Raw genomic sequence first — 26,487 nt, 5'->3', positions numbered from 1 at the left:
GTCGCCGTCTGCGCCGTCACGCGACGCCGGCCAGCCCCTTCGCCTTGGCGTAATCCGCCTTGCCGTTCGGCGCGCGCAGCGATTGATCGGTCGCGACGAGCAATTTGGGCAGCTTGTAGCCGGCGAGATGCGCGCGCAGGTGATCGCGCGCCGCGCCTTCGGCATAGCCGTCCGCCGCCTGCACCACCGCCGCCACCGCCTGCCCCCATTTCGGATCGGGAACGCCGAACACCAGCGCGTCGGCCACGCCGGGGCACAGTTTCAGCGCCTCCTCCACCTCCTCGGGGAAGATCTTCTCGCCGGCGGAGTTGATGCACGCGGAGCCGCGCCCGAGCAGCACCAGGGTGCCATCCGCCAGCACCTCGGCATAATCGCCGGGGATCGAATAGCGCACCCCGTCGATCGTGCGGAAGGTGCGCGCGGTCTTTTCGGAATCCTTGTGATATTCCACCGGATTGGGCGGTCCGAGCGCGACGATCCCGCGCACCCCCGATCCCGGCACGACATCGCGATCATGCTCGTCGAGCACGCGGCAGCGCGGGCCGACCATGAACTTCGCGGTCTCCACCGTGCCGTCACGCGTGGTGATCGACACGCCCATGCCGATCGCTTCGGACGAGCTGAAATTATCCTGGCACATCGCCTCGGGCATATGGTGGATCAGCCGGTCCTTCACGCCCTGCGTCCACATCACGCCCGACGAGATGATGACCCGCATCGAGGCCACGTTCCAGCGCGCGGGTTCCGCGTCCAGCGCCTCGGCGATCGGGCGAGCGAAGGCATCGCCCACCACCACCAGCCGGTTGGCCCGCCAGCGGTCGATCGCGTCGAGCGCTTCCTCCGCGCGGAAGCTGCGGCTCGGCAGCGTGGCGACCATGCCCCCGCCAAGCAGCGCGCCATAAGCGGAAAGCAGCCCGGTGCCGTGCATGATCGGCGGCCCGATCACCGTTTTGGGATAATCCGGGTTCGCGGCGGCAAAGCTTGCGGCCTGTTCGACATCCTCGGGGATCGGCAGCCCCTGCGCCGCCGCGACCGCGAGGCCGATCGCGTTGAGATCGGCATGGGTCCACACCACGCCCTTCGGCATCCCGGTCGTGCCGCCGGTGTAGATGAAGAAGCGGTCCGCCGGATCGCGCGCGAGATCGAGTGGCGCGCCATCGCCCGCGTCCAGCGCCTCCAGCCGCTCGGCGAAGGCGGGCGTGTCGCCCGGCGCCTCGCCCCATTCCACCCATGTGCGGACGAGCGGCGAGCGATCCGCCACCGCCGCCACCGCGTCGCGCAGCCGCGCGTCATAGAACAGCACGGTCGCGTCGCTGTCGGCCAGGATATAGGCCAGTTCGTCGGCGACATAGCGATAGTTGACGTTGACGTGGGTGCCGCGCGCCTTCCAGCACGCCATCAGCGCCACCATGTAATCGGCGCTGTTATAGGCGTAGAAGGCAACGCGTTCGCCGGGGCGCAGCCCGCGCTCGATCAGCGCGCGCGCCAGATTGTTCGAGCGGTGGCGAAGCTCGCCCCAGTTGACCACCTCGTCGCCATGCGCCAGCGCAACGCGATCGGCGGGGATTTTCCGCTCGATCGCCTCGATCAGGTCGCCGAAGTTGAAGCTCACGCGCTGACGCCTTCGACCAGCGGCTTCTTGCCCCAATATTCGTCGCGCAACAGCCGCTTGTAGAGTTTGCCCGTATCGTGGCGCGGCAGTTCGGCACGGAAATCAATGCGGCGCGGCGTTTTCACATGGCTGAGATGCTCGCGGACGAAGGCGGTCAGTTCCGCCGCCAGCGCGTCGCCGGCCTCCGCCATGTCGCGCGGCTGGACGACCGCGACGACCTCCTCGCCCATTTCCTCATGCGGCGCGCCGATCACCGCGACATCCGCCACCTTCGGATGGGTGACGAGCAGATTCTCGATCTCCGCCGGATAGATGTTCACGCCCCCGGAGATAATCATGAAGCTCTTGCGATCGGTGAGGTAGAGATAGCCTTCCTCGTCCATCCAGCCCACATCGCCCAGCGTCGTCCAGCCGTGGCGGTCGGTGGAATCCGCCGTCTTCTGCGGATCATTGTGATAGGAGAAGGTCGGGCCGCCGGGCGGGGCCTCGAAATAGATCGTGCCCTCGGTGCGCGCTGGCACCTCGTTTCCAGCATCGTCGCAGATATGGGTGATGGTGGTAAGGTTGCGCCCCACCGAGCCCTTGTGCGTCAGCCACTCCGCCGCCTGGATCGCGTGGAAGCCGTTGCTCTCGGTGCCGGCATAATATTCGCCGACGATCGGCCCCCACCAGTCGATCATCGCCTGTTTCACCGGCACCGGGCAGGGCGCGGCGGCGTGCCACACGGCCTTGAGCGACGACATGTCGTATTTCGCGCGCACTTCCGCCGGCAGCTTCAGCATCCGCACGAAATGCGTCGGCACCCATTGCGCCTGCGAAATCCTGTAGCGTTCGATATATTCCAGCGCCTTTTCGGCGTCGAAGCGATCCATGACGACGACGGTGCCGCCGATCTGGTTCACCGCCATCGACCAACGCAGCGGCGCGGCATGGTATAGCGGCGCGGGGCAAAGATAGACGATATCGGGCGTCCAGCCGTACAGCACCTGCCCGAGGCCGACGAGCGCGGACGGGTTCATCCCGAAATCTTCTTCCGGCAAGGGGAAGCGCACGCCCTTGGGCTTGCCCGTGGTGCCGGAGGAATAGAGCATGATCTGCCCCGGCGAGGGATCGGCGATCGGCGTGGCCGGCTGCGCATCGCGCGCCGCCTCATAGCTTTCATAGCCCTCCGCCGTGCCGCCGACCATGAAGCGCCGCAGATCGCCGATGCGCGGCAATATCTGGGCGGCGCAGGCGGCGGTCGCCCGCGATACGATCACCGCGCGGCAATCGCCGTCACGCAGGATATATTCCACCTCGTCGACCAGCAGCTTCGAGGAAAGGCAGGTGACATACACCCCGGTTCGCTCCGCCGCCCACATGATCTCAAGATAGCGCGCGTTATTGTCCATCATCACGGCGATGGCGTCGCCGCGTTTCAGGCCGAGCGTGCGGATCAGTTGCGCGCCCTGATCGGCGCGGCGATCAAGCTCGCCATAAGTCACCACTTCGCCCGTGGCGGCCATGATATAGGCGGCCTTGTCGGGCGTCGCCCGCGCATGAGCGACCGGATGCTGCATTATCTCACTCTCCATATGAGGGCGTGGCGGCGTCGTTTATGCGCCGCTCACGCCGTCATCCTTTTTATCCTTCGACGCGCTCGACGATGATCGCCGGCGCCATGCCGCCTGCCGCGCACATCGTGACGAGGCCGTAGCGTTTGTTCTGCCGCTCCAGCTCGTCCACCACGGTGCCGATCAGGATCGCGCCGGTCGCGCCGATCGGATGGCCGAGCGCGATCGAGCCGCCGTTGACGTTCACCTTGCTGCGATCGAGATCGAGATCGCGGATGAACTTTTCGGCCACCACCGCGAACGCTTCGTTGATCTCCCACAGGTCGATATCGTCCTTGGAGAGGCCGGCCTTGGCCAGCACCTTCTTCGCCGCCGGAACCGGGGCGTTCAGCATCAGCGTGGGATCGTCACCGATATTCGCCATCGCCACGATCCGCGCGCGCGGCTTCAGCCCGTGCTTCTCGGCATAGGCCTTGGATGCGAGCAGCACCGCCGCCGCGCCATCGACCACGCCGGATGAATTGCCCGCATGGTGAAAATGCTCGATCTTCAGATCGGGATATTTGCGGTTGATCTGCTTGCGGAAGGTGTCGCCCTGCTTGTTGTAGGGCATGTCGGCCATCGCCACGAACGAGGGCTTGAGGCTGGCGAGCCCCTCCGCCGTGGTCTGCGGGCGGGGATATTCGTCCTTCGCCAGCACGACATTGCCCGCATCGTCGACGACGGGCACGATCGACTTGTCGAACCGCCCCTCGGCGATCGCCACCGCCGCCTTGCGCTGGCTTTCGAGGCCGAGCGCGTCGAGCGCCTCGCGGCTGATCCCCTCCATGCTGGCGATCGCGTCGCCGCAAATGCCCTGATGGCTCTGCGGATGCGACAGGTTGAGGCGCGGGTTGCCCGATCCCATGCCGAGCATCGGCTTGCCCGCTTCCATATCCTCCTGCGCCATCGCGGCGGTGAGGCTCATCATCTCGGTGCCGCCGGCGATGACGAGATCCTCCATGCCGGACATGATCTGCGCCGCCGCGAAATTCACCGCGGTGATGCCGCCGCCGCAGAAGCGATCGAGCGTCGTGCCCGATGCCTTCACGTCATAACCCGCGTCGAGCGCCGCCATCCGCCCCAGATCGCCGCCCTGCTTGCCGCGCTGCGAGGAGGTGGACCAGATGATGTCGTCCACCTCGGCGGTGTCGAGATTGTTGCGCTCCTTGATCGCTTTCAGCACCGTCGCGGCGAGATGCTGCGGGTGCATGTCGGCGAGCGCGCCCTTCCCCTGCTTGCCGATCCCGCGCGGGGTGCGGACGGCGTCGATGATATAGGCGTCAGGCATTGAAAATCACTCCATACCAGGTGGCGGAGTCGGCTCTTTACCGACGCCGATTTCCAGCATAACCTTCGTTATGGTAGAGGGGATGTCAAGCGTGTCGCCAGCAATTCAGACCAATGCGCGGTCATCCGATCTCACGCCGCGAGACTGGCTGGAGGCCGGTCAGTCCCTGTTGCGGCGTGGGGGCTTGCGCGCGCTCAAGCTGCGCCCGCTCGCGGACGAATTGCGCGTCTCGACGGGCAGCTTCTATCATCACTTCAGGGATTTCGACGAATATCAGGGGCAATTGGCGCATTATTTCGCCGAAACCCAGGTCGGCGATCTGATCGACGCGCTGGAACGCGCCACGCCCGATCCCATCGCCCGCATCCGCCTGCTGGGGCAGACGGTGCGGCGGCGCGGCGCATCGCGGATGGCGATCGCGATGCGCGCCTGGGCGGAGAGCGATCCGCGCGCGCGCGCCGCGGTGGAGCGGCATGATACGTTGCTGCTCGATTTCCTCGCGCGTAACCTCGCCGTGCATGGTTTTACCCGGCATGAGGCGGAAATCCGCGCTTACGGCCTGATTACGCTGGGGCTGGGCAAGATTCACGCGCCGCAACTCGATATGAACACCCTGTTCGATTCGCTGCTCGACATCATGGTCGCGCGTCCCGCCGAGCAATGAAGGCGCTGGTTGTCTCCGCTTTGTCGCCGGACCTCTCCGGTGTCGCGCTGGCCGATGTGCCGGAGCCGGTGCCCGCGCCCGGCAAGGTGCTGGTGCGGGTGAGGGCGGCGTCGCTCAACTATCCCGATCTGCTGATGACGCGCGGCGAATATCAGCTCAAGCCGCCGCTCCCCTTCACGCCGGGCATGGAGGTGGCGGGCGAGGTGATCGCGGGTGACGGCTTCGCGCCCGGCGAGGCGGTGGTGTGCGGCGCGCGGCTCGGCGGCTTTGCGGAGATCGTTGCCGCCGATGCCGCCGGCGTGCGGCGGAAACCGGCGCACCTGTCCTTCGGCGAGGCGGCGAGCGTCGGCACCGCCTATCTCACCGCTTATGTCGCGCTCGTCCGGCTGGGCATGGCGCAGGCGGGCGAATGGGCGCTGATCCATGGCGCGACCGGCGGCGTCGGGCTGGCGGCGGTCGATCTGGCGAAGACGCTCGGCTGCCGGGTGATCGCCTCGTCACGCTCGCCGGAGAAGCTGGCGCTGGTCGCGCGCGATTATGCCCCGGAAGCGACCGTTCCCGCGCCGGGCTTTCGCGAGATGGTGAAGGAGATCACCGGCGGCGGGGCCGATCTGATCTACGATCCGGTCGGCGGCGACGTGTTCGACGAATCGACCCGCTGCATCGCCTTCGGGGGCCGCCTGCTGGTGGTGGGCTTCACCTCTGGCCGTATCGCCAGCGTCTCCACCAATATGCCGCTCATCAAGGGCTTCTCGGTCGTCGGGGTGCGCGCCGGGGAATATGGGCGGCAGTTCCCGGAGAAGGGGCGCGAGAATCTCGATGCGATCTGGCGGCTGGCGGCGGAAGGGCGCATCCGCCCGCGCGTCCACGCCGAATATCCGCTGGCCGAGTGGCGCGCGGCGTTCGAGGCGATGCGAGACAGCACGATGGTGGGGAAGCTCGTCATAGTGCCATAAACAATGACAACATAAGAAGCAGGAGAGATCAGGTGGCAGGCTATGATTACGTCGTCATCGGTGGAGGATCGGCGGGATGCACGCTGGCGGCACGGCTTTCGGAAGACCCGGCGGCCACCGTCTGCCTGCTCGAAGCGGGGGGCGCCAACAAGGATATGCTGGTGCGGATGCCCGCCGGCGTCGGCAGCCTGATTAAATCGAAGAACAAACACAATTGGGGCTTCTGGACCGAGCCGGAACCGCATCTCGACAACCGCCGCTTGTGGTGGCCGCGCGGCAAGGGGCTGGGCGGATCGTCCGCGATCAACGGCATGATCTATATGCGCGGCCACCCGCAGGATTATGACGAATGGCGCCAGACCGGGCTTGCCGGCTGGTCGTGGGATGATGTGCTGCCCTATTTCCGCCGGCTCGAAGGGCATCATCGCGGCGAAAGCGGCGGGCTGCACGGCACGAACGGCCCGCTCACCGTTTCGGGCGGCGAGAACGACAGCCCGTTCCACGACGCGCTGATCGCCGCCGGGGAGCAGGCGGGCTATCCGGTCACCAGCGATTTCAACGGCGCGGTGATGGAGGGCTTTGGCCGTTATGATCTGACCATCGCCAACGGCCAACGCTGGTCGACCGCCGAAGCCTATCTCCGCCCGGTGCAGGCGCGGCCCAACCTGACGGTCATCACCGGCGCGCGCACCACGCGGATCGTGGTGGAGGGCGGGCGCGCCGTGGCGGTGGAATATATCGTCGGCAACAAGCCCGCGCGGGTCGAGGTGGCGGGCGAGGCCCTGCTGTGCGCCGGGGCGGTGCAGAGCCCGCAGATATTGCAGCTTTCGGGCATCGGCGATCCGGCGCGCCTGAAGGATGCCGGCGTCCGCGCGATCCACGATCTGCCCGGCGTGGGCGAGAATCTGCAGGACCATCTCGATATCATCATGCACTGGCGCTGCCACGGGCTGACCACGGCCTATTCCGCGACCAAGGGGCTGCGCCAGCTAAAGGTCGGGCTGGAATATATGTTGCGTGGCACCGGCTATGGCCGGCAGCAGTTCCTCGAATCCGGCGCGTTCGTCTGCTCGCGCCCCGGCCTCGTCCGGCCCGACGTGCAGATTCACGCGGTGCTCGCGATCATGAAGGATCACGGCAAGCAGCAGGTGAAGCAGGATGGCTTCTCCTTCCATCTGTGCCAGCTTCGCCCCGAAAGCCGTGGCCGCGTGACGGTCGCGTCCGCCGACCCGCTGGCCGATCCGCTGATCTTCGCCAATTATCTGAGCCAGCAGGAAGACATCCGCGTGATGCGCGAATGCGTGAAGATCGGGCGCGACGTGGCGGCGCAGGCGGCGCTCGATCCGTATCGCGACGATGAACTGTCACCCGGCGGCGACGTGCGCAGCGATGCGGAGATCGACGCCTGGGTGCGCCGCACCGCGGAGACGATCTATCACCCGGTCGGCACCTGCAAGATGGGGACGGACGGGGATCGCATGGCGGTGGTCGATGCGCGGCTCAAGGTGCGCGGGCTGGAAGGCCTGCGCGTCGTCGATGCGTCGGTGATGCCGACCTTGGTGGGGTCGAACACCAATGCGCCGACGATCATGATCGCGGAAAAAGCCGCCGACATGATCCGGGAAAGGGCGATGGCGCCCGCGTAAAGCCCCAAGGGATCGGGGCAATCAGCCCGCATTGAGCGAGGTTGCCGCGCCTAAAGCCCCTCCCCTTCAGGGGAGGGGGAAGCCTCGGACCGGATCAGCGGGGTCAACGCGCCGCCACTAACCCCTCCCTCTGAAGGGGGGATGCCTGCGTTCAGGGCCGCCGCTCCTCATAGGCGCGCACCCCCGGCCCGAGCCGGTTGGCGCCCAGCGCCAGCCGCTCGCCGCTGACATTGGCGACGAACGCGGGGCTCTTGCTCTGCCCCGGTGCGAGGGTGGCGGCATTGCCGTCCACCCGCAGCCCGGCGGCGGAATATTTGCGCGCCTCGGCGGAGATGACGATGAAGCCGGTCCAGTTTTCCTTGTTCGGCCCTTGCACGAAGGTGTTGCGCAGGATTTCCCCGGTGCCGCCTTCGGGCAGGTCGATCGCGTAATTGGTCTTGCGCCCCGCGCTGTCGTCGAAGCTGTTGTCGTCGATCCGCACATGGGGGCTGCGCAGCTTCACGTAATGCCCGCCGCGCCCGCGCTCGAACCGCGAATTGGTCACCGTGATCTCGCCCGTATTGGCGAGATAAACCGAATGCGCGCAATCGGGCGTCTCGTCGCACTGGCCAAGGCCGGAGAAGGTCGAATGGTCTATGAGGATGCGGGTCGCGTCGCCGGTCGCGCCGAGGATGCCCTCCTGGCTGTCGAGAAACATCGCGTTGCGCACCGTCAGGTCGCCGATCTCGATGCGGATGCCGGCGCCATTGCCGTCGGGCACGCGGATGTTGCGGAAGACGAGGCCGTCGATCGTCGATCCCTTGCCGCGCAGCACCAGCGCCGCCTTGCCCTCGCACGCGCCCTCGAAGATCGCGGTGCCCGGCTCGGCGGCCTTGAAGGTGACGCGGCCCGCCTGCTGGATCGCGCATTCGCGATAGACGCCCGGCGCGATCAGCACGGTGAAATCCCGCCCGCGCCGCGCCATCAGCGCGTCCTGAAGATGCGCGAAGCCTTCGCCCGATTCGGCGATCGTGAACGGGGCGGGGGCGTGAGCAGGGGCAGGGGCGCTTGCTGCCGGCGCGGCGAGCGGAAGGGCGGCAATGATTGCCAGACGGCGCATCGCTTAGGATTCCTTTCGTCGTACCGCTCTTTCCTGGGCGCGGTATGCCGCAAGAGCAAAGGGGCTTTCGCGGGTTGGCGTGCCGCGCGTCCCGTCGTGGCACGGTTTGCGGGCGTCGCGTTTCCTGTTGCAACCTAATCCGCAAGGTCGCATGACCATACCCAAACCCCAAAAACGCCAGTGGAGAGTCTTGCGATGCAAAGCTACCTGAAACACTATATCGACGGTGCATGGGTGGAGAGCGATGGCGGCAAACGCCATGAGGTGATCGACCCCGCGACCGAACAGCCCTGCACCGAAATCACGCTCGGCACCGCCGCCGATGCGGACAAGGCGGTCGCCGCCGCGCGCAAGGCTTTCACCACCTGGTCGCAGACCAGCGTGGAGGAGCGCGCCGCGATCCTCGAACGGATCATCGCGGGCTACAAGGCGCGCATCCCCGATCTCGCCGCCGCCACCAGCCGCGAAATGGGCGCGCCGATCTCGTTCGCCAGCATGGCACAGGCGCCCGCTGGGCTCGGGCATTTCATCGGCACGCTCGCCGCGCTGCGCGAATTCCAGTTCTCCGAACAGGTCGGCGGATCGCGCGTGGTGCATGAGCCGGTTGGCGTCGTCGCGATGATTACGCCGTGGAACTGGCCGCTCAACCAGATTTGCGCCAAGGTCGCGCCCGCGCTTGCCGCCGGCAACACCATGATCCTGAAGCCATCGGAGGAAGCGCCGACCAACGCGATGATCTTCGCCGAAATCCTGCATGAAGCGGGCGTGCCGGCGGGCGTGTTCAATCTCGTCAACGGCGATGGGCCGGGCGTCGGCGCGGCGCTGTCGGCGCATAAGGGCGTCGATATGGTGAGCTTCACCGGATCGACCCGCGCGGGCGTGGCGGTCGCCACCGCCGCCGCCGCGACGGTGAAGCGCGTCCATCAGGAACTGGGCGGCAAGGCGCCGAACCTCGTGCTCGAAGGCGCGAAGCTGGAGGAGGTGTTGCCCCCGACGCTCGCCGGGGTGATCGCCAACACCGGGCAAAGCTGCATCGCGCCCACGCGCCTGCTCGTCCACAAGAGCCAGGCCGCCGCCGCGACCGAGGTGGTGAAGGCGATGATGGATGCCACGCAGGTCGGCAATCCGGAGGATCAGGGCGCGCATATCGGCCCGGTCGTCAACAAGGCGCAGTTCGAGAAAATCCAGGCGCTGATCCAGTCCGCGCTCGATGAAGGCGCGCGGCTCGTCACCGGCGGCACCGGGCGGCCCGACGGGCGCAACGCGGGCTATTTCGTCAAGCCCACCGTGCTGGCGGACGTGACGCCGGAAATGCGCATCTATCGCGAGGAAACCTTCGGCCCCGTCGCGACGATCACCACCTATGACGATCGCGATCAGGCGGTGGAGATGGCGAACGACACCGAATATGGCCTGTCCGCCACGATCTCGGGCGATCCGGCGGAGGCGGCCAAGATCGCGGGCAAGCTGCGCGCCGGCCTGGTGACGATCAATTCCTGGGGGCCGACGCCGGGCACCGCGTTCGGCGGCTACAAGCAATCGGGCAACGGGCGCGAGGGCGGCAAATACGGCCTCACCGATTTCATGGAAGTGAAAACGATCGTCGGCGAGCCCGCCTGAACCTTATCCTCCCCTGGGGCGTCGCTTCGATTGGTGGCGCCCTTCTTTTTGCCCCTAATGGAGAGCATCGAATGATCGTTTCGGTTATCTATCCCAATCGCGAAGGCGCGCGTTTCGACAGCGCATATTATCGCGATCACCATGCCAAACTCGCGGCGGAAATCTGGAGCCCGGATCGCGTCGAGCTGGTCGAGGGGGTGCCGATGGGCGATGCGCCGCCGCCCTTCGCGCTGATCGCGCAATTTCATTTCGCCTCGCCGGAAGCGCTCGGCGCGGCGATGGCCAACCCGCGCCGTGGCGAGCTTCAGGCGGATATCGCCAATTTCACCGATATCGTGCCGCAGGTGATGATCGGTCGAAAGCTCGGCTGACGCGGGCGCGTTGACGAACGGCACGGGCGCGGCAAATCGCGCCCGTGCCGCCTTCTCTCAATAATCCTTCGACACCCGCACGTTGGCGCTCTGCCGCCCAAGGGTGGATATGCTCGACAAGAGCGATAGCCAGCGCGTCACCTGATATTCGATCCGCGTCGCGGAATAGCCCTGCCCGTCGGTGATGATCTCCGCATAGAGTTTGCGGGTCACATATTTGCCCGCCGCGATCGCGGTCTGCTGGCCGGTCTGCACGTCCGCCGGCAGGATGCGCAGCCGATCGAGCCCGGCGGCGCGGCGCACCGCGTTGATCGGGTTCAGTCCGCCGCTGCCGTCCTTCAGCGCCGCCACCGCCGCTGCGAGTTGCAACGCCTCGGGGGCGGAAAGATTGGTGATCGAGGTGCCGAACAGCAATCGCGAGAGCAATTCGTCCTGCGGCAGGGCGGGCGTGCTGGTGAAGGCGATCTCCGGCTTTTGCGCCACCCCGGTGACGCGGATCGCGGCGTTCAGCCCGGTCGAATCCGCATTCGCCTCGATATCGAGCGCGGGGTTGGCGGGCACCTCGCCCGCGAAGCGGATCACCCCGCGCGAAAGCTGGAATTCGCGGCCCGCGAACTCGTAATTGCCGCGCACCAGATCGGCGCGGCCCGTGATCGCGGGATTATCCGGCGTGCCCGCGATCTTCAGGTCCGCCGACCATTCGCTCGACAGGCCAAGCCCGCTGACCATCAGCTGATTCGGCGCGCGGGCGTGGATATCGAGCCGCCATGGCGTGGCGCGCGCCTCCTCCTCCTCGCCGCCGCCGGGCAGGTTGATCTCATGCACCTTGAGTTGCGGCACGGCGGTGGCGGCGCTCGCCTGCCCCAGCCGATAGCGGCTGCGATCGAGCGTCACCTCGCCGGAAACCACCCCGCCCGCGCCGCTGGAGCGGATGCGCAGCGGCCCGGTGACGGTCGCGCCGATATCGTCGCGATTGATGAGCACGGCGCGGGCGGCGTCTAGCGACAGGTCCAGCCCGATCCCCGCCTCGGCGGAGAAATCGAACTGCCCCGTGCCGGTGACGCGCCCGCCTTTTCCCGCATCGGCGGCGAATTGCCGGATCTGGAGCCGCGACCCCTGAAACGTGCCCGCCGCCTCAACGTTGGTCAGCAATGTGCCGGTGGTGGCGCTTTCGATCCGGGCGCCGTTCGCGCGCAACATGCCACGGATCGAGGGATCGGAAACCCGCCCCGTCACGTCCGCGCCGATCGCCACCGGCCCGGAAATCGCCAGCATCTCCAGCCCGCTCAGCCGCCACAAGGTGTCCGCCGGGCCGTTATAGCGCAGTTGCGCGGTGAGGCCGGCGCCCATCAGCCGCTCGGCGATATCGCCTTGCCCGAGCGGGGAGAGCTGCGCCTGCGCCCGCCCGATCGTCTGCCCGCCCGATGCCATCACCGCGCGCACCCCGGCGCGATCGGCGGAAAGCACGCCCGCGATGCCGATGTCGATCGGCGCGGAGGAGGCGAACAGCCCCGAACGGGTCAGCCCGCGCACCGTCATGTCGATGCGGCCCGTCGGTGCCGCGCCGTCGCGCATCGCATAGCTGATATTGCCCGAAGCACTGCCGCCCAGCGCCAGCCCCGGATAACCGATATCGAGCAACGACAGCGGCATCCGCGCCAGCGTCGCTTCGAGCGTGGTCGAATTGTCGGCGAACCGGCCCGATAGCGTCGCCTCGCCGCCCGCGAAGGTCAGCCGCGCTGGTGCGAGGTGCCAGCCATCGCCATCGCGCGTCACCACCGCCGGCTCCACCAGCTTCAGGGCGCGGCGATCGACCGTCCCTTCAGCGGTGACGCGATAGCTGTCGGGTGCAACGGCGATCACGCTCCGGATATCGAAGGCGCGCCCGCGCTGGGCGGCGATCTGCGCGCGAATCTCGCCCACGCCACCGCGCAGCTTCGCGCTGCCGGAAAACCGCCCGATCGAAAGCTTGCCGCGCCGCAGCCCGCCGCCGCTGGCGCTCGCTTCGATCGACGCGCCCGCCGGATCGAGCAGCGCGACCAGATCGAGATGCGCGCGCGCCACCGTCGCGCTGCCGCCGATCCGGGCGCGGCGCGCGTCGATATGCGCCTCGACGCGCTGCACCTCGCCCACCGGGCGGAACAGCAGCTCGCCCGAAAGCCCGCCGCCGGAAAGCGCCAGCGCGCCGGTGAAGCCGCCGGGCACGATATCGAGCGTGCCGGTCGCGCGGGTGCCGCTGGCGTCGATCCGCGCGAAGGCGATCTGTCCCGTGCCGCGCGGCGGCAGCAATATCTCGCCCGCCGCCTCGAACGGGCCGACGCGCGAACCGCCGGCGGCGGTGAAGGCGAAGCCGCGCGGCGTGGGATCGAGATGCGCGCGCACCTGTGACAGCCCCATCGCCGCATTGGGGGCGGCGAGCAGCAGGTCGATCGTCGGATGGTCGATCTGGCCGTCGAGCCTCAGGGTGAGGGGGCCGTAGCTCGCCTGCGTGCCGCGCCCTTCGAAATGGAATGTCCCGTCGCGGCGGCGCAGCCCCGTGCCGGCAAGGCGCAGCGCGGGCGCGGTCAGCACAAGGTTGGTGAAGTGCAGCACCCCGTCGGGCGTCCGCTCCAGCGCGGTGGCGATGCGCGGCAGACCGCCCGCGAGGCTGCGGAAGAAGGCGTTGTCGAGCCGCACCATCCGCGCCTCGCCATGCCCGATCACGCGGGTGCCATGCCCGCCCGGCCCCGGCACGACGCGCAGCGTGGAGGTGAGGTCCACCACGCCAAGGCCGGGGATCAGATAGCGGCCGAGCGCGCCGTTTACGCCCACCTGATATTGCCCGCTCGCCAGATCGAGCAGCAGGTTGATCCGCCCGGTGAGCTTGTCCGATTTCACGCGCAGATCATCGCCGGTGACGATCCGGCTGGTAACGCGCAGCACGCCGTCCACCGAAAGATTGCGCAGGATGCCGCCCGCGACATCGCCCACCCCGGTCACCCGCGCGGCGGTGAAGCGCACCGGCACGCTGATCGGTGCTTTCGAAAGCCGCCCCTTGCCCGCCGCGCGGGCCTGCTCGAACCCGGTATCGTCGAACGCGAAGCGGGTGGCGGTCAGCCGGTAATCGAAGCCGGCGGTGGCGAAGGCGCCGTCGAGCACGGCGCGCAACTCCACGTCGCGCCCGGTCATGTTCGGGAACAGGGCAGCGGGGCGGAGCAGCCGCGCGCGGATGCGGACGTTGCGGAACGCGTTCGCGCCGAGGTCGATCGTCCCGCTGGTATCCACCGCCAGCGCGGCGGAGCGCAGCGCGAGATTGCCCGCCAGCCGCCGCCTGGCGAGCGTCGCGCCGCCGTTCACCGTGATGCGCGGGCCGGTGAGCCGCTGGATCTTGCCGCCCGTGACGAGCGGGGGGACGAGATCGCCGCTCAGCGTGTAATCGCCCGCCCGGTTGCCGAGCGTAAGGTCGATCACCCGTCCGCCCCCGGCGATGGCACGCGCGCGCCCGTCCCACCGCGCCCAGCTTCCTGCGCCATCGACCGCCAGCCGTAATGGCTTTCCGATCCCGGTGAGCCGCGCGAGCACGCCGTTCTTCGCCCCGCTGGCGTGCGCGGCGATATCGAATTTGTCGCGCGCCGGCTCCGCGTCGATCTTCAGCCGCAGCGCGTCGCTTCCTTCCACCACCGCCGCGAGATCGACCAGTGCGCGGCCCGCGCGAATGTCCGCGCGCCCGCGGATGCGGCCGTAACGCGCCACCCCGGTGATGCTTTTGGCGACGATCAGCCGATCGACCGCGAGCCGCCCGATATGGATATCGAAATCGGGCAGCAACGGCCCTTGTTTCGCGGCTGGCCGGGTGCGCGGCCATTTGGCGAAGGTCGCCACCGGCACGTCGAGCGAATTTATGTCGAGCCGGTTGGCAAGCCAGCGGAACGGCGCCCAGTCCAGCCGCGCGACGGGCGCGGCGAGCACCAGCCCGTCTAGATCATAGACGCGCACGTCGCGCAGCACCGCGCGCCCGTAAAGCGATCCGTCGATCCGCCCGATCGTGAAGCGCAGCCCGCTTGGCGTGCGCGCCGCCGCGATGCGATCCGCCACCCAGCGATGGCCGACATCGGTATCGACGATCAGCACCGCCGCGCCGAGGATCGCGAGCGCCGCCGTCGCCAGCCCCGCGATCCATCTGGCCGCGCGCCTCAAAACGCCTGCCCCAGCGAGACATAGACGGCGATGCGCGAATCGCCCTTCTGCGGATTGAGCGGCGTGCCGATATCGAGGCGGATCGGCCCGAAATTGGAATAGTAACGTAACCCAAGCCCCGCGCCGTAACGCAGCGCGGTGAATTGCGGCAGCGGCGAGGTATAGATATTGCCCGCGTCAAGGAACGGCACCACGCCGAAATTGCCGAGCTTCACCCGCGTCTCGATCGAGAATTCGGTCAGGCTGCGCCCGCCGATCGGATCGTTGTTGGGATCGCGCGGCCCGATCGCCTGATAGCCATAGCCGCGCACCGATGCCCCGCCGCCGGCATAGAAGCGCCGCGACGGCGCGATCGCGTCACGCGGCGCGCCAAGGATCGTGCCGAGCCGGATGCGCCCGGCCAGCACGATCCTGTCGCTGAGCGGCGTATAGGCGCTGGCGTCGATCTGCGTGCGGGCATAACCGAACGCCTGCCCCAGCAGCGACAGTTCCGGGCTGAGCCGCCCGCCGAGCCGGAAGCCCTTTGTCGGATTGAGCAGATCGTTCGATCCGTCATAGGTGAGGCTCAAGGGCAGGGCCGCGATATAATAGGTCCGCCGGCGCGGCTGGCCGGTGGCGGCGATCACGTCGCGCTCGTCGGAACTGACCAGTTCGCCGCCCAGCGACCACACCCATGCCTTCTGGAAGAAGATGTTGGTCTGCCGTTCAAGCGAGCCGGAGAGCGAGAAGGTGTCGGCGATATAGGCCAGCCGCTCGGTATGCGAGGCGGAGGCTTGCGCGGTCAGCACGCGATCGCGGCCTTCGAAATTGTTGCGGCGGAAGGTGATCTGGGCAAGCTGCTCCTGCGTGCCGAGCACCCCGCGCAGGATGATCGCGCCCTCCGGCGGGAAGAAGTTGCGGTGCGTCCAGTTCACTTCGGCGCGCGCGCCTTCGCCGGTGCCATAGCCAAGCTCGCCCGCGATCGTGCGCGGCGGCGCTGGCCGGAGCGTTACGTCAACGTCCACCGTATCGGGCGTCGCGCCCGGCACGGGCTTCACCTCGGCGCTGGAGACCAGCCCGGTCTGGATCAGCGCGCGCTTCAGATCCTCCAGATTGGGGGCGTAATATGGCTTGCCCGGCTCGAACCGCGCGATTTCCTGCACGTGTTTGGCGTCGAACACATGGTTGTCAGCGTTGACGCGGATGCGGCCGAATTTGCGCGCGCGGCCCGGATCGACCGCAAGGTCCAGCGTCGCGGTGCGCGCGGCGCGATCCACCGTCACTTCCGGCTCGCCGATCGTGGCGAAGGGAAAGCCCTGCTTGCCGGCCTGTTCGGTCAGCCGCGCCTGCCCGGCGACGATCGCATCGGCGTTTACCGGATCGTCGGGCTTCACCCCGAACGCATCGGTCAGCGCCTTCGCCTTGTCCCCCGCCGCCGCGACTCCGTCGATCGTCACGGCTTTCAGGCGATAGAGTTGCCCCGGTTCGGCGGCGAGCACCACCATCGGCTTGCCGCCGCTCGCATCCACGCTCGTCTGGACGCGCGCGTCATAATAGCCCTCGGCGCGCAGCAGGGTGACGAGCAGTTCGGCATCCTCGCGCGCGCGGCGATCGAGCTGCGCGGCATTGGCCGGCTCGCCATCATGCTGATCCAGCACCGAAAGTTCGGCGAACCGCTGGCGCAACAGCGGCGATGCCACCGCGTCCAGCCCCTCGATGCGATAGCCGTAGCGGGTTTCGCTGGTGGCGCCGGCTTGCCCCGCATCGGGCTCCGCCGGGGCCTTGGCGAGATCGGGCCAGGCCACGCCGATATCGGGCATCGGCGCGAGCGGGGCGTTGGGATCGAGCATCTCGTCCGGCGCCGTTGTCGCTCGCACGGTTGTCGCGGGCGCGGTTGGCTGTTGCTGTGCCACGGCGGGGGGCACGGCGAGGATCGCGACCAGTAATGCGGCGCCTCGCCGGACCATCTGGTGCTGATAGCGCGGGACGGCGCCGGGCGGCAACTCTATCGCGGGTGGCGCTAGTGAACCGTGCCCGGCGCGTGATCGGCGGAGAGCAGTTCGAGCAATCGCTCGATCTGGCGCCAGTGGCAGAAATGGATGTGGTTGCCGATATCGCGGCTGCGATCGGCGCGCGCCGCGGCTTCGTCCGCCGCCGCCGCGCCAAAGGCGAGGAGCAGGGTCTCGGCGTCAGCCAGCGTGGCGCGATCGGCGACATAGGGGAAATGGTCCATGCGGCGCCCCTATTGCGCGCGGCCTGCCTAAAAGTCCGTTCGGAAAATGCCTTTCCAAAGGGTTTCCGCGCGCACGCCGCGCTGGCGTCCGGCCGCGTGGCGTGGCAAGGCGCGCGCGATGCCTGACAAGTCTTCCCGCCCCACCGCCGCCGGCGGTTTCCTGATCGCGATCGGCGTGCTCGGCGGCGCGATCATCGGCTTCGTCCTCGGCCAGCCGACGATCGGCCTGCTGATCGGCCTCACGCTGGCGATCGCGGCCTCGGTCGCGATGTGGCTACGCGATCGCCGGTGAGGGGCGGCGGGCGGCGGATATGGCGTGGTTAGCCACCACTGCTCAGAGCGTCTGGAACATGACCAATGCATCAACGAAGCCCAGCGTCGGATGCTGAAATGCTTGCGGCAGACGACCAACAACCTCAAAGCCTTTGCGTTGCCAAAGGCGGATTGCTCCCTCGTTCGTGCTGACAACAAAGTTGAACTGTATAGCCCGGTATCCTTGCTGCCGAGCATGATCGAACGAGTGTTCACACATTTTGCTGGCGATCCCACGTCCCACAGCAGCGGCGCTGGTCATATAGCCGCAGTTGCACACATGGCTCCCGCCGCCACCTTGGTTCGGGCGCATGTAGTAGGTGCCCACGATCTCGCCGCTATCCACGGCGACGAAGACCTCTTTGTCGGAACCCATCCAGTAGGCCAGAGCTTCGGCCTCGCTCATGGACGGGTCGAGCGAGTAGGTGGCTCCCTCCCTGATGGTTGGCATTATGATGGCAGCGATGGCCTGTGCATCCGCAGGCTCGGCTTTTCGGATCAACATACCCGATAACTTACGACAAGCCGCCTCTGTCAGCTACTGGGGCGAAACCCGCCTTTCTCCCGCGCATCGCGCGCCCCGCCGGTTGACGCGCGCATCGCATCACCGCATCGGTAATGCATGACCCGGCCCGGCTTCGCTTTCTCCACCCGCTTCAAGGTCCGTTATGCTGAGATCGACGGGCAGCGCGTGGTGTTCAACTCGCGCTACCTTGAATATGCCGATGTGGCGGACACCGAATATTGGGAATGGACCGGCATCGCCGAGGTGCTGGGCAAGGCGTGGCTGGAAACCGAATTCCACGTTCGCCGCTGCTCGGTCGATTATCTCCGCCCGCTGGTGTGGGGCGATACGATCGTGGCATCGGTGCGGATCGAGCGGCTCGGCACGTCGAGCATCACCAAGAAATTCGAGCTGGCCAATCAGCGCGGCGAACTGTGCACCGAGGTGGAGATGGTGAGCGTCAACGTCCACCTGCCGACCGGCAAGCCGATCCCGATCGAGGGCGAGGTGCGGCAGTTCCTGGAGGCATTGCTCGCCGCGCAGCCCGATCGGGTGGCGTAGCGCGCGGCCTGGGGGATACGATCCTACCGCCGGAGCAGCCCGCCGAGCACGCTGCGCACCACGCTGCCAAGCAGCCCGCCGGAGGATGAGCGCCGGCTTGACGTGCCGAACACCTGCTTGCCGATCTCGTTCGCCACCTGCCGCCCGATCGACGAGCCGGCAGCGCGTGTGGCGGAGGTGATCGCCTTGTTCCACGGTGAATTGGCCGCCTCGCGCTCGGCTTCCTTCGCCGCGCGCGCCTCCTGTTTCTCCTGAAGTGCCGCCGCCTTGTTCGCGTCATCCTGCGCGCGTGCGGCGGAAGCGGCGGCGGCTGCCGCTGCCGTCTTGGCGGCGAGCAGTTCGTGCGCCGATTCGCGATTGACCGGCGTATCGTATTTCGCGCCGATCGCATCGGTCTGGATCAGCACGCCGCGTTCGACCGGGGTGACCGGCCCGACGCGGCTCGATGGCGGGCGGATCAGCGTGCGTTCCACGGGTGAGGGCGCGCCATCGGCTTGCAGCAGCGACACCAGCGCCTCACCCACTTTCAGTTCGGTGATCGCGGTGGTGACGTCCACGCCGGGATTGGCGCGAAACGTCTGCGCCGCCGCCTTCACCGCCGCCTGATCGCGCGGGGTGAAGGCGCGCAGCGCGTGCTGCACGCGATTGCCCAATTGCCCCGCGATCGTATCGGGCACGTCGATCGGGTTCTGCGTGATGAAATAGACGCCGACGCCCTTGGATCGGATCAGCCGCACGACCTGTTCGATCTTCTCCAGCAGCGCCTTGGGCGCCTCGTCGAACAGCAGATGCGCTTCGTCGAAGAAGAAGCACAATTTCGGCTTGTCGGGATCGCCCACCTCGGGAAGATGCTCGAACAATTCGCTCATCAGCCACAGCAGGAAGGTGGAATAGAGCTTGGGGCTCGCCATCAATTTATCGGCGGCGAGCACGTTGATGATGCCGCGCCCCTTGTCGTCGGTGCGGATGAAATCATCCATCTCCAGCGCGGGTTCGCCGAAGAAATGCTCAGCGCCCTGCGAACGGAGCTGGAGCAGCGAACGCTGGATCGCGCCGATCGACTGTTTGGAAACATTGCCGTAGGTGCTGGTCAGCTCGTCGGCGCGCTCGGCGCAATTGGCGAGCATGGATTGCAGATCGTCGAGATCGAGCAGCAGCAGCCCTTCGGTATCCGCGACGTGGAAGGCGATGGTCAGCACGCCTTCCTGCACGTCGTTCAAGTCCATCAGCCGCGCGAGCAGCAGCGGCCCCATCTCGCTGATCGTGGTGCGGATCGGATGGCCCTGTTCGCCGTAGAGATCCCAGAATTGCACCGGATTGTCGGCATAATGCCAGTCGGCCAGCCCGATTTCGGCGGCGCGCTGGGCGAATGCCTCATGCGTTTTGGCGGCGGGCGATCCGGCCATGGCGATGCCGGAAAGATCGCCCTTCACATCGGCCACGAAACACGGGACGCCGGCGGCGGACAGCCCCTCGATGATCCCCTGGATCGTCACCGTCTTGCCCGTGCCGGTCGCGCCCGCGATCAGCCCGTGGCGGTTGGCGCGCTTTAGTTGCAGGGTCTGCGGGTTGGCGCCGCCGCTGCCCGCGCCGATCATGATGCTGTCGGTCATGCCCCAAGTCCCCCGGAAGAATTTTCGTTGCGGCACAAGCCTAGCGGCGTGCGGCGGGCACGAAAAGGGCGCCGCGCGGATGATCGCGCGACGCCCCGTTTCGCGAGAGAGGCGAGCCTTACTTGATCTTCACCGCGACGAAGCCGCTCTGCCCGCGCGCGCGGTTAATCATCAGCAGCACCTGCGGGCGCCCGGCCGATTTCGCGGCGGCCACCCCGCGCGAAAGATCGGCGGCGGTGCGCACCGGCGTGCCGTTGATCGCGGAGATCACGTCGCCGCGCCGCAGCTTCTGCCCCGCGTCGCTCGACGGATCGACCTGGTTGATGACGACGCCCTGCACCGTCGAATCGACGCCCACCTGCCGCGCGATCGCCGGGGTCAGCGGCTGGACGGTGATGCCGATCGCATTGGTCGGCTGGGTGGCCTGCTCGCCCGCCTGATCGCTGTTGTCGTCGCCCGAGAAATCGTCGCCGCTGCCGGTCGTCGCGGCAAGCTGATCCTCCGGCGGGCGGGTGGCGACATTGGCGGTGATCGACACGGGCTTGCCTTCGCGAACCACGTCGAGCCTTACCGTGGAGCCGGGGCTCACATTGGCGATCAGATAGGACAGGGTGGTATCGGGGGTCACGGCGGTGCCGTTCACCTTCATCACCACGTCGCCCGCGCGCAGCCCCGCTTTCGCCGCCGGGCCGTTCGGCTCGACGCGGCCGATGATCTCGCCCGCGTTCTTGGGCAGGCCGAGCGCGGCGGCGATATCGTCGGTCATCGGCTGGATGCCGATGCCGAGATAGCCGCGCTTCACGCTGCCGCCCTTCATCAGCGTGTCGATGATCGGGCGCGCTTCTTCTGCCGGAATCGCGAAGCCGATGCCGATATTGCCGCCCGATTGCGAGAAGATCTGCGAATTGATGCCGATCACATTGCCGTTCATGTCGAACATCGGGCCGCCGGAATTGCCCTGGTTGATCGACGCGTCGGTCTGGATGAAGCGATCGTTCGCGCCGCCCGCGCCGGTGACGCGGTGGACGGCGGAGATGATGCCGGCGGTAACCGTGCCGCCCAGGCCGAACGGGTTGCCGATCGCGATCACCCAGTCGCCGACGCGGGCATGGGCCGAATCGCCCCATTTCACATAAGGCAGCGGCTTGGGCGCGTTGATCTTGAGCAGCGCGAGATCGGATGCGGCATCGCGCCCGACGAGCTTGGCGACATATTCCTGGCGATCCGGCAGCGTGACGCGGATCGAGGTGACCACCGCGCCGCGCATCCCGGCGGCGACGACATGGTTGTTGGTGACGATATAGCCATCGGGCGAGATGATGAAGCCGGAGCCGAGCGACTGCGCCTCACGCGTCACCGGCGCGCCGCCGCGATTGCCGCCGAACTGGCCGAACAGATCGCCGAACGGCGTGCCGGCGAACGGGTTCGCGGGCTGCTGCACCGTCACTTTCTGATCGGTGGAGATGTTGACCACCGCCGGCTGGAGCTTCGCCACCATGTCGGCAAAGCTCATCGGCGCGCCCGCGCGCGGCGCGGTGGCGTTGATCGTGCCGGGTTCGTTCTGCGCGACCTGCGCCGCGCTGGCGGGGTGTTGCAGCGTCAGCGAGGCGGCGGCACCGCCGAGGAGGAGGGCGCCAGTGAGGGCATAGGCGTAGCGCACGGTCTTCATGTTCCTCTCAATCACCCGATCACTATCGGATGCGTTTCAGTGGGCTTCCGCCGATGAACGACGATTGAATGTGAACGATCCATGGGCCGGGCGTGTCCCCGGCCCATGCGATCATTTTCCGCGACCTTCGAATTCCTTCAGATAGGCATTGTCGCGCGACATCAGGATCGTCGTCGATCCTTCCGGCGCCGGCCCGCCATCCGCGCCGAAGGTGCGGCGGTAGGACTGCATCGCGCGATAGAAATTGTAGAAATCAGGATCCTTGCCGAACGCGTCGGCATAGATTTTCGCGGCGGTGGCATCGGCCTCGGCGCGGACGATCTGCGCCTGTTTCTGGCCCTGCGCGCGGATCGTATTGGCTTCCTGCTGGCGCGCGGTGCGCATTGATTGCAGCGCGCTTTCCAGCGGGCTGCCCTCGGGCAGTTCGGCGTGCTTGATGCGCACGTCCACGATCTGCACGCCATATTGCCGTGCGTTGCGCTGGAGCGAGCTTTGGATCGCGTCCATCACCTTGCCGCGTTCGGGGCTGAGCAGTACCGCGAAGGGCACCTTGCCCAGTTCGTTGCGCAATGCGGTGCCGAGCAGCGGGCGAAGCTGGTCGGCGACGCGTTCCTCGGTGGCGGAGGTCGATCCGGTCGAGGTCACCGCCTTCAGCGGATCGGTGATGCGGAAGCGCGCGAAGGCATCGACGTTGAGCCTGAGCTGATCGGTGGAGAGCACCAATGTGTCGTCGAGATCGGCGTCGAGCACGCGCTTGTCCACCCACACGATCTTGTCGATGAACGGGATGCGCGCGATCAGGCCCGCGCCGGTGTTCACGCCGATCACCTGGCCGGGCTGCCACTGGTTGATCGTCGTCACCGGATTTTCGAACCGCAGGATCACCGCCTGCTTGGTTTCCGGCACGATCGCGAAGGTGGCGGCGCCGACGATCACCACGCCCAAGGCGGCGAATCCGATCGCGACGGGGTTGCGCATGATGCTCATCGTTGCGCCCCCTGCTGCTGCGCGGGCTGGGCCGGTTGGGCCGGCTGGGCCTGCACCTGCACTTCGGCATTGTCGGGCAGCTTGCGCAGCTTGTCGATCGGCACCCATGGGGCGACGCCCGGCGTCTCGACGATCACCTTGTCGGTCCGGCGCAGCACGGCTTCCATCGTTTCATAATACATGCGTCGGCGGGTCACTTCCGGGGCGAGCTTATATTCTTCGTACATCTTGTCGAAGGTCGCGGCCTCGCCCTCGGCCTGCGCGATCACCTGTTGCGAATAGGAGCGCGCGTTGTTGAGATTGGCGACCGCTTCCTGCTGTTTCGCGGTGACGGCGTTGAAATCGTCGATCAGGCTGGCCGGGGCCGATGCCTGTTTGATCGACACACCCTGCACGCGCACGCCGGCCTGATAATCGTCGAGGATTTCCTGCATCGCGCGCGCCACGCGCGCCTCGATCGTGGTGCGCCCGGCGCCGATCGCCTCGTTCAGCGTGGTGGTGGCGACCACCGCGCGCATCGCGCTTTCGGCGGTGGCGCGAACGGTTTCCTCCGGATCCTTGATCTCGAACACGAAATCGCGCGGGTTTTCCACCCGCCAGCGCACCGTATAGGCCAGGTCGATGATGTTGCGATCGCCGGTCAGCACGTTCTCGCCGCCGTCGCGGGGGAAATCGTCGTTGCGCACCTGTTCGACATCGACCTTCTCGACATCGACGATCGGCGCGGGGAGGGTGAGGCGGATGCCCGGCTGCAATATCCCCGAATAGCGCCCGAAATAGGTGACGACGCCGCGCTGCTGCGGCCCGATCTGGTGGACGGAGGTGAAGACGAGCCAGATCGCGACGACGATCGCCGTGCCGATCAGCCACAGGTTGCGCGCGTTCACGCCCGGCGGAAGATGCGGGCCGCCGCCGTTTCCGCTGCGCGCGCGGCGCAGGAATTCGTCGAGCGCGGTGGGCTTCGCGCCGCTCTTGCGCCCGCCGGGGGGCACCGCCCACGGATTGCGCGGGCCGCTTTTGCCGTCGTCGTCGCCCTGGCCCCATGGGCCTTTGGGAGCTTCGGTCATCAGGATGGCGGGGCGCCCGAACCAGCGCGGCAATTTCATCATGCTCCCCTTATAAGAAGCGAATCCGCGAAAAACAGTGCCAAGCGTGCAGATCAATCGTATCGCGGCGGTTATGGACGATAATGAACTGAAGGCGGCGGTGGCCGCGGTGGCCGGCGCGCGCGCCACGGTGAAGGTGGATGGCGCGCGCGTCGGCGTGGTGCTCGACGCGACCGGGCTGGATGCGAAGGCGCGCGATGCGCTGGAGGCGACGGTGAAGATGGCCGCCGCCGCGCCGGGGCGCGAGGTGCGCGTGGTCGTCACCGCCGAACGCCCGCGCCGTCGCGTGATCGCGGTGGCGAGCGGCAAGGGCGGGGTGGGCAAGTCGACCGTTTCGGCCAATCTCGCCATCGCGCTTTCCCGGCTCGGGCGGCGCGTGGGCATGGTCGATGCCGATATCTACGGCCCGTCGCAGCCCCGCCTGCTCGGCGCCGAGGGCACGCGCCCCGAGGCGAAGGACAAGGTGCTGCTCCCGGTCCAGACGCCATATGGCGTGCCGTTCCTGTCGATGGGGCAGCTCGTCGCGCCGGGCAAGGCGATCGCGTGGCGCGGGCCGATGACGGCGGGGGCGCTCGGCCAGTTGATGGATGCCGAATGGGGCGTGGCTGATACATTGGTGGTCGATCTGCCGCCGGGCACGGGCGATGTGCAGCTAACCATGATCCAGAAGCATCGCCCGGCGGGCGCGGTGATCGTGTGCACCCCGCAGGATCTCGCGCTGATCGACGCGGTGCGCGCGATCGATCTGTTCGGGCAGGCGGGCGTGCCGATCATCGGCGTGGTGGAGAATATGGCGGGCTATGCCTGCCCGCATTGCGGCGAAATATCCGATCCGTTCGGCAGCGGCGGGGCGGAAGCCGCGGCGAAGGCGCATGGCGTGCCGTTCCTTGGCCGCGTGCCGCTCGATATCGCGATCCGCCGCGCGTCCGACGCGGGCGAGCCGCCCGCCGCCGACCCCGCCGACCGTACCTTCCGTCCCATTGCGGAACGCGTCATCCACTGGCTGGAAACCGAAGCGCGCTAGGGGAGTTGGTCTGTTACCGATCGTGCCGGTGTGCGTGATGCAGCCGGCACGAGCGGACCAGATTTACAAAGGTATGATCGGTGCCGCTGACTGAACCCGCCGCGATCAAGGCGCTGCTGGAGGAAACCCGCACGATCGCGATGATCGGCGCGTCCGATCGGCCCGATCGCGCTTCGTATCGCGTGATGGCGATGCTTCAGCGGCATGGCTATCGCGTCATCCCGGTCAATCCGCAGATCACCGGGGAGCATCTCCACGGCGAATATGTGTTCCACGATCTGGCGCAGATCGGCGAGCCGATCGACATGGTCGATATCTTCCGCCGATCCGATGCGGCGGGCGTCGCGGTGGACGAGGCGATCGCGTGCGGCGCGCGATCGGTGTGGATGCAGCTTGGCGTGATCGACGATGCAGCCGCCGCGCGCGCCGAGGCCGCCGGGCTGAAGGTGGTGATGGATCGCTGCCCCGCGATCGAGATTCCCCGGCTGGGCGTCGCGCCGATCGGGTGAAGATGGGGATTCCGCCCGCCGCCGCTTGCGCATAAGAAGCGCGCATCGGGTCCGGGAAGGGGATGCAATGGTCGCAATGCCGCAGGATGCGTCGCCGCCCGCGCGACGGCCATTTTATGCCCATCTCTATCTGCAGGTGCTGATCGCGATCGCGCTCGGGGTGACGCTCGGGCATTTCTGGCCCGCCACGGGCGAGGCGATGAAGCCGATCGGCGATGGTTTCATCAAGCTGGTGAAGATGATTATCGCCCCGGTGATCTTCCTCACCATCGTCACCGGCATCGCCGGGATGCGCGATCTGCGCAGCGTGGGGCGGGTCGCGGGCAAGGCGTTCGCTTATTTCCTCACCTTTTCCACCTTCGCGCTGATCGTCGGGCTGATCGTCGCCAATGTCGTGCGGCCGGGGGCGGGGCTGCATATTGATCCCGCCACGCTCGATGCGGGCAAGGTCGCCGATTACGCCGCCAAGGCGCATGAGACGAGCATCACCGGCTTCCTGCTGGCGATCATCCCGGAAAGCTTCCTGTCGGCGCTGACCGAAGGCAATATCCTCCAGACGTTGTTCGTCGCGATCCTGTTCGGCATCGGCCTCGCCACGATCGGCGCGCGGGGCGAGCGGGTGCTGGCGCTGCTGGAGGATGTGTCGGCGGCGGTGTTCCGCGTGGTGGCGATCCTGATGAAGGCGGCGCCGGTCGGCGCGTTCGGGGCGATGGCGTTCACGATCGGCAAATATGGCGTCGGCACGCTCGCCAATCTCGCGGCACTGGTCGGCACTTTCTATCTCACCTCATTATTGTTCGTGCTGCTGGTGCTGGGCGCGGTGGCGCGGGTGTGCGGCTTTTCGATCCTGCGGCTGATCGCCTATCTGAAGGCGGAGCTTCTGCTGGTGCTCGGCACCTCCTCGTCCGAAAGCGCGCTGCCGCTGCTGATCGAGAAGATGGAGCGCGCCGGCTGCCCCAAAT

The 26,487-nt window shown here is 67.4% G+C and carries 22 protein-coding genes; 10 read left to right on the top strand and 12 right to left on the bottom strand.

What is annotated here, in order from left to right; translation table 11 throughout:
• Positions 1 to 16: 16 nt before the first annotated feature.
• The 3 genes from Q0316_RS00110 to Q0316_RS00100 all read right to left on the bottom strand — a co-directional run bounded on the left by Q0316_RS00110 (position 17) and on the right by Q0316_RS00100 (position 4,495).
• Positions 17 to 1,612 (bottom strand): AMP-binding protein, encoded by a 1,596-nt coding sequence (locus Q0316_RS00110; RefSeq protein ID WP_298667807.1) that lies wholly within the window; start codon positions 1,610 to 1,612, stop codon positions 17 to 19.
• Complete coding sequence (locus tag Q0316_RS00105; RefSeq protein ID WP_298667804.1) at positions 1,609 to 3,171, bottom strand: acyl-CoA synthetase; 1,563 nt, start codon at positions 3,169 to 3,171, stop codon at positions 1,609 to 1,611. The genes Q0316_RS00110 and Q0316_RS00105 overlap by 4 nt, the downstream gene beginning before the upstream one ends.
• A gap of 64 nt (positions 3,172 to 3,235) precedes the next feature.
• Positions 3,236 to 4,495, bottom strand: coding sequence for an acetyl-CoA C-acetyltransferase (locus tag Q0316_RS00100; RefSeq protein WP_298667801.1), 1,260 nt, complete (start codon positions 4,493 to 4,495; stop codon positions 3,236 to 3,238).
• An 82-nt stretch (positions 4,496 to 4,577) separates the two neighbouring features.
• Between Q0316_RS00100 and Q0316_RS00095 the strand changes: the two genes are divergently transcribed.
• From Q0316_RS00095 to Q0316_RS00085, 3 genes are read left to right on the top strand one after another with little or no spacing between them, the layout of a single operon-like run.
• Positions 4,578 to 5,159 carry a TetR/AcrR family transcriptional regulator gene (locus Q0316_RS00095; protein WP_298667798.1) on the top strand — a complete coding sequence of 194 codons (582 nt, stop codon included), beginning with the start codon at positions 4,578 to 4,580 and terminating at the stop codon, positions 5,157 to 5,159.
• On the top strand, positions 5,156 to 6,115 hold the full coding sequence (locus tag Q0316_RS00090) for an NADPH:quinone oxidoreductase family protein (RefSeq protein WP_298667795.1): 960 nt from the start codon (positions 5,156 to 5,158) through the stop codon (positions 6,113 to 6,115). Before Q0316_RS00095 ends, Q0316_RS00090 begins: the two co-directional genes overlap by 4 nt.
• Before the next feature lie 32 nt (positions 6,116 to 6,147).
• Positions 6,148 to 7,761, top strand: a complete 1,614-nt coding sequence (locus Q0316_RS00085) for a choline dehydrogenase (RefSeq protein ID WP_298667792.1) — start codon at positions 6,148 to 6,150, stop codon at positions 7,759 to 7,761.
• A 151-nt stretch (positions 7,762 to 7,912) separates the two neighbouring features.
• On the opposite strand, the gene Q0316_RS00080 is transcribed toward Q0316_RS00085, so the two are convergent.
• Positions 7,913 to 8,860 carry a right-handed parallel beta-helix repeat-containing protein gene (locus Q0316_RS00080; protein WP_298667787.1) on the bottom strand — a complete coding sequence of 316 codons (948 nt, stop codon included), beginning with the start codon at positions 8,858 to 8,860 and terminating at the stop codon, positions 7,913 to 7,915.
• 195 nt (positions 8,861 to 9,055) lie between these two features.
• On the opposite strand from Q0316_RS00080, the gene Q0316_RS00075 reads away from it, so the two are divergent.
• Positions 9,056 to 10,480, top strand: coding sequence for an aldehyde dehydrogenase family protein (locus Q0316_RS00075; protein ID WP_298667783.1), 1,425 nt, complete (start codon positions 9,056 to 9,058; stop codon positions 10,478 to 10,480).
• Positions 10,481 to 10,551: 71 nt separating this feature from the next.
• Positions 10,552 to 10,851 carry an EthD family reductase gene (locus Q0316_RS00070; RefSeq protein WP_298667780.1) on the top strand — a complete coding sequence of 100 codons (300 nt, stop codon included), beginning with the start codon at positions 10,552 to 10,554 and terminating at the stop codon, positions 10,849 to 10,851.
• A gap of 57 nt (positions 10,852 to 10,908) precedes the next feature.
• On the opposite strand, the gene Q0316_RS00065 is transcribed toward Q0316_RS00070, so the two are convergent.
• The 3 genes from Q0316_RS00065 to Q0316_RS00055 are packed head-to-tail and all read right to left on the bottom strand — an operon-like array spanning position 10,909 to position 17,239.
• On the bottom strand, positions 10,909 to 15,027 hold the full coding sequence (locus Q0316_RS00065) for a translocation/assembly module TamB domain-containing protein (protein ID WP_298667778.1): 4,119 nt from the start codon (positions 15,025 to 15,027) through the stop codon (positions 10,909 to 10,911).
• The gene (locus Q0316_RS00060) at positions 15,024 to 16,973 is read right to left on the bottom strand and encodes an autotransporter assembly complex family protein (RefSeq protein ID WP_298667775.1); all 1,950 of its coding nucleotides are present in this window, start codon (positions 16,971 to 16,973) and stop codon (positions 15,024 to 15,026) included. Before Q0316_RS00060 ends, Q0316_RS00065 begins: the two co-directional genes overlap by 4 nt.
• A gap of 53 nt (positions 16,974 to 17,026) precedes the next feature.
• Positions 17,027 to 17,239 carry a hypothetical protein gene (locus Q0316_RS00055; RefSeq protein WP_298667771.1) on the bottom strand — a complete coding sequence of 71 codons (213 nt, stop codon included), beginning with the start codon at positions 17,237 to 17,239 and terminating at the stop codon, positions 17,027 to 17,029.
• A gap of 118 nt (positions 17,240 to 17,357) precedes the next feature.
• Here Q0316_RS00055 and Q0316_RS00050 point away from each other — a divergent pair, with 118 nt between their 5' ends.
• Positions 17,358 to 17,531 (top strand): hypothetical protein, encoded by a 174-nt coding sequence (locus Q0316_RS00050; protein ID WP_298667768.1) that lies wholly within the window; start codon positions 17,358 to 17,360, stop codon positions 17,529 to 17,531.
• A 42-nt stretch (positions 17,532 to 17,573) separates the two neighbouring features.
• Here Q0316_RS00050 and Q0316_RS00045 read toward each other — a convergent pair whose 3' ends face one another.
• Positions 17,574 to 18,056: a GNAT family N-acetyltransferase gene (locus Q0316_RS00045; protein ID WP_298667765.1), complete on the bottom strand. Its 483-nt coding sequence runs from the start codon at positions 18,054 to 18,056 to the stop codon at positions 17,574 to 17,576.
• A 117-nt stretch (positions 18,057 to 18,173) separates the two neighbouring features.
• Between Q0316_RS00045 and Q0316_RS00040 the strand changes: the two genes are divergently transcribed.
• Positions 18,174 to 18,617: a thioesterase family protein gene (locus Q0316_RS00040; RefSeq protein WP_298667762.1), complete on the top strand. Its 444-nt coding sequence runs from the start codon at positions 18,174 to 18,176 to the stop codon at positions 18,615 to 18,617.
• A 23-nt stretch (positions 18,618 to 18,640) separates the two neighbouring features.
• Here Q0316_RS00040 and Q0316_RS00035 read toward each other — a convergent pair whose 3' ends face one another.
• From Q0316_RS00035 to hflK, 4 genes are all read right to left on the bottom strand, one after another.
• Positions 18,641 to 20,230 carry a helicase HerA-like domain-containing protein gene (locus tag Q0316_RS00035; RefSeq protein WP_298667759.1) on the bottom strand — a complete coding sequence of 530 codons (1,590 nt, stop codon included), beginning with the start codon at positions 20,228 to 20,230 and terminating at the stop codon, positions 18,641 to 18,643.
• Positions 20,231 to 20,348: 118 nt separating this feature from the next.
• Positions 20,349 to 21,890 (bottom strand): Do family serine endopeptidase, encoded by a 1,542-nt coding sequence (locus tag Q0316_RS00030; RefSeq protein WP_298667918.1) that lies wholly within the window; start codon positions 21,888 to 21,890, stop codon positions 20,349 to 20,351.
• Positions 21,891 to 22,010: 120 nt separating this feature from the next.
• Positions 22,011 to 22,886 (bottom strand): protease modulator HflC, encoded by an 876-nt coding sequence (gene hflC, locus Q0316_RS00025; protein ID WP_298667756.1) that lies wholly within the window; start codon positions 22,884 to 22,886, stop codon positions 22,011 to 22,013.
• Positions 22,883 to 23,995 (bottom strand): protease modulator HflK, encoded by a 1,113-nt coding sequence (gene hflK, locus Q0316_RS00020; RefSeq protein WP_298667753.1) that lies wholly within the window; start codon positions 23,993 to 23,995, stop codon positions 22,883 to 22,885. Before hflK ends, hflC begins: the two co-directional genes overlap by 4 nt.
• Before the next feature lie 70 nt (positions 23,996 to 24,065).
• Here hflK and Q0316_RS00015 point away from each other — a divergent pair, with 70 nt between their 5' ends.
• The 3 genes from Q0316_RS00015 to Q0316_RS00005 all read left to right on the top strand — a co-directional run.
• Positions 24,066 to 25,016, top strand: coding sequence for an Mrp/NBP35 family ATP-binding protein (locus Q0316_RS00015; RefSeq protein WP_298667750.1), 951 nt, complete (start codon positions 24,066 to 24,068; stop codon positions 25,014 to 25,016).
• Between the two features lie 80 nt (positions 25,017 to 25,096).
• Positions 25,097 to 25,525, top strand: coding sequence for a CoA-binding protein (locus Q0316_RS00010; protein WP_298667748.1), 429 nt, complete (start codon positions 25,097 to 25,099; stop codon positions 25,523 to 25,525).
• 67 nt (positions 25,526 to 25,592) lie between these two features.
• A partial coding sequence (locus Q0316_RS00005) for a cation:dicarboxylase symporter family transporter (protein WP_298667746.1) occupies positions 25,593 to 26,487 on the top strand: 895 nt, incomplete at its 3' end.

The organism is uncultured Sphingomonas sp., from assembly GCF_937871615.1.
Lineage (GTDB): Bacteria > Pseudomonadota > Alphaproteobacteria > Sphingomonadales > Sphingomonadaceae > Sphingomonas.
The sequence above is the reverse complement of the archived record's forward strand: the minus strand, read 5'-3'. Positions and strand labels throughout refer to the sequence as shown.

Coding starts and splice junctions, on each gene's coding strand:
- Q0316_RS00055 (WP_298667771.1), bottom strand. CDS start 17,239: ATGGACCATTTCCCCTATGTCGCCGATCGCGCCACGCTGGCTGACGCC.
- Q0316_RS00090 (WP_298667795.1), top strand. CDS start 5,156: ATGAAGGCGCTGGTTGTCTCCGCTTTGTCGCCGGACCTCTCCGGTGTC.
- Q0316_RS00045 (WP_298667765.1), bottom strand. CDS start 18,056: ATGTTGATCCGAAAAGCCGAGCCTGCGGATGCACAGGCCATCGCTGCC.
- Q0316_RS00040 (WP_298667762.1), top strand. CDS start 18,174: ATGACCCGGCCCGGCTTCGCTTTCTCCACCCGCTTCAAGGTCCGTTAT.
- Q0316_RS00035 (WP_298667759.1), bottom strand. CDS start 20,230: ATGACCGACAGCATCATGATCGGCGCGGGCAGCGGCGGCGCCAACCCG.
- Q0316_RS00080 (WP_298667787.1), bottom strand. CDS start 8,860: ATGCGCCGTCTGGCAATCATTGCCGCCCTTCCGCTCGCCGCGCCGGCA.
- Q0316_RS00100 (WP_298667801.1), bottom strand. CDS start 4,495: ATGCCTGACGCCTATATCATCGACGCCGTCCGCACCCCGCGCGGGATC.
- hflC (WP_298667756.1), bottom strand. CDS start 22,886: ATGAGCATCATGCGCAACCCCGTCGCGATCGGATTCGCCGCCTTGGGC.
- Q0316_RS00070 (WP_298667780.1), top strand. CDS start 10,552: ATGATCGTTTCGGTTATCTATCCCAATCGCGAAGGCGCGCGTTTCGAC.
- Q0316_RS00050 (WP_298667768.1), top strand. CDS start 17,358: ATGCCTGACAAGTCTTCCCGCCCCACCGCCGCCGGCGGTTTCCTGATC.
- Q0316_RS00015 (WP_298667750.1), top strand. CDS start 24,066: ATGGACGATAATGAACTGAAGGCGGCGGTGGCCGCGGTGGCCGGCGCG.
- hflK (WP_298667753.1), bottom strand. CDS start 23,995: ATGATGAAATTGCCGCGCTGGTTCGGGCGCCCCGCCATCCTGATGACC.
- Q0316_RS00060 (WP_298667775.1), bottom strand. CDS start 16,973: ATGGTCCGGCGAGGCGCCGCATTACTGGTCGCGATCCTCGCCGTGCCC.
- Q0316_RS00075 (WP_298667783.1), top strand. CDS start 9,056: ATGCAAAGCTACCTGAAACACTATATCGACGGTGCATGGGTGGAGAGC.
- Q0316_RS00095 (WP_298667798.1), top strand. CDS start 4,578: ATGTCAAGCGTGTCGCCAGCAATTCAGACCAATGCGCGGTCATCCGAT.
- Q0316_RS00105 (WP_298667804.1), bottom strand. CDS start 3,171: ATGCAGCATCCGGTCGCTCATGCGCGGGCGACGCCCGACAAGGCCGCC.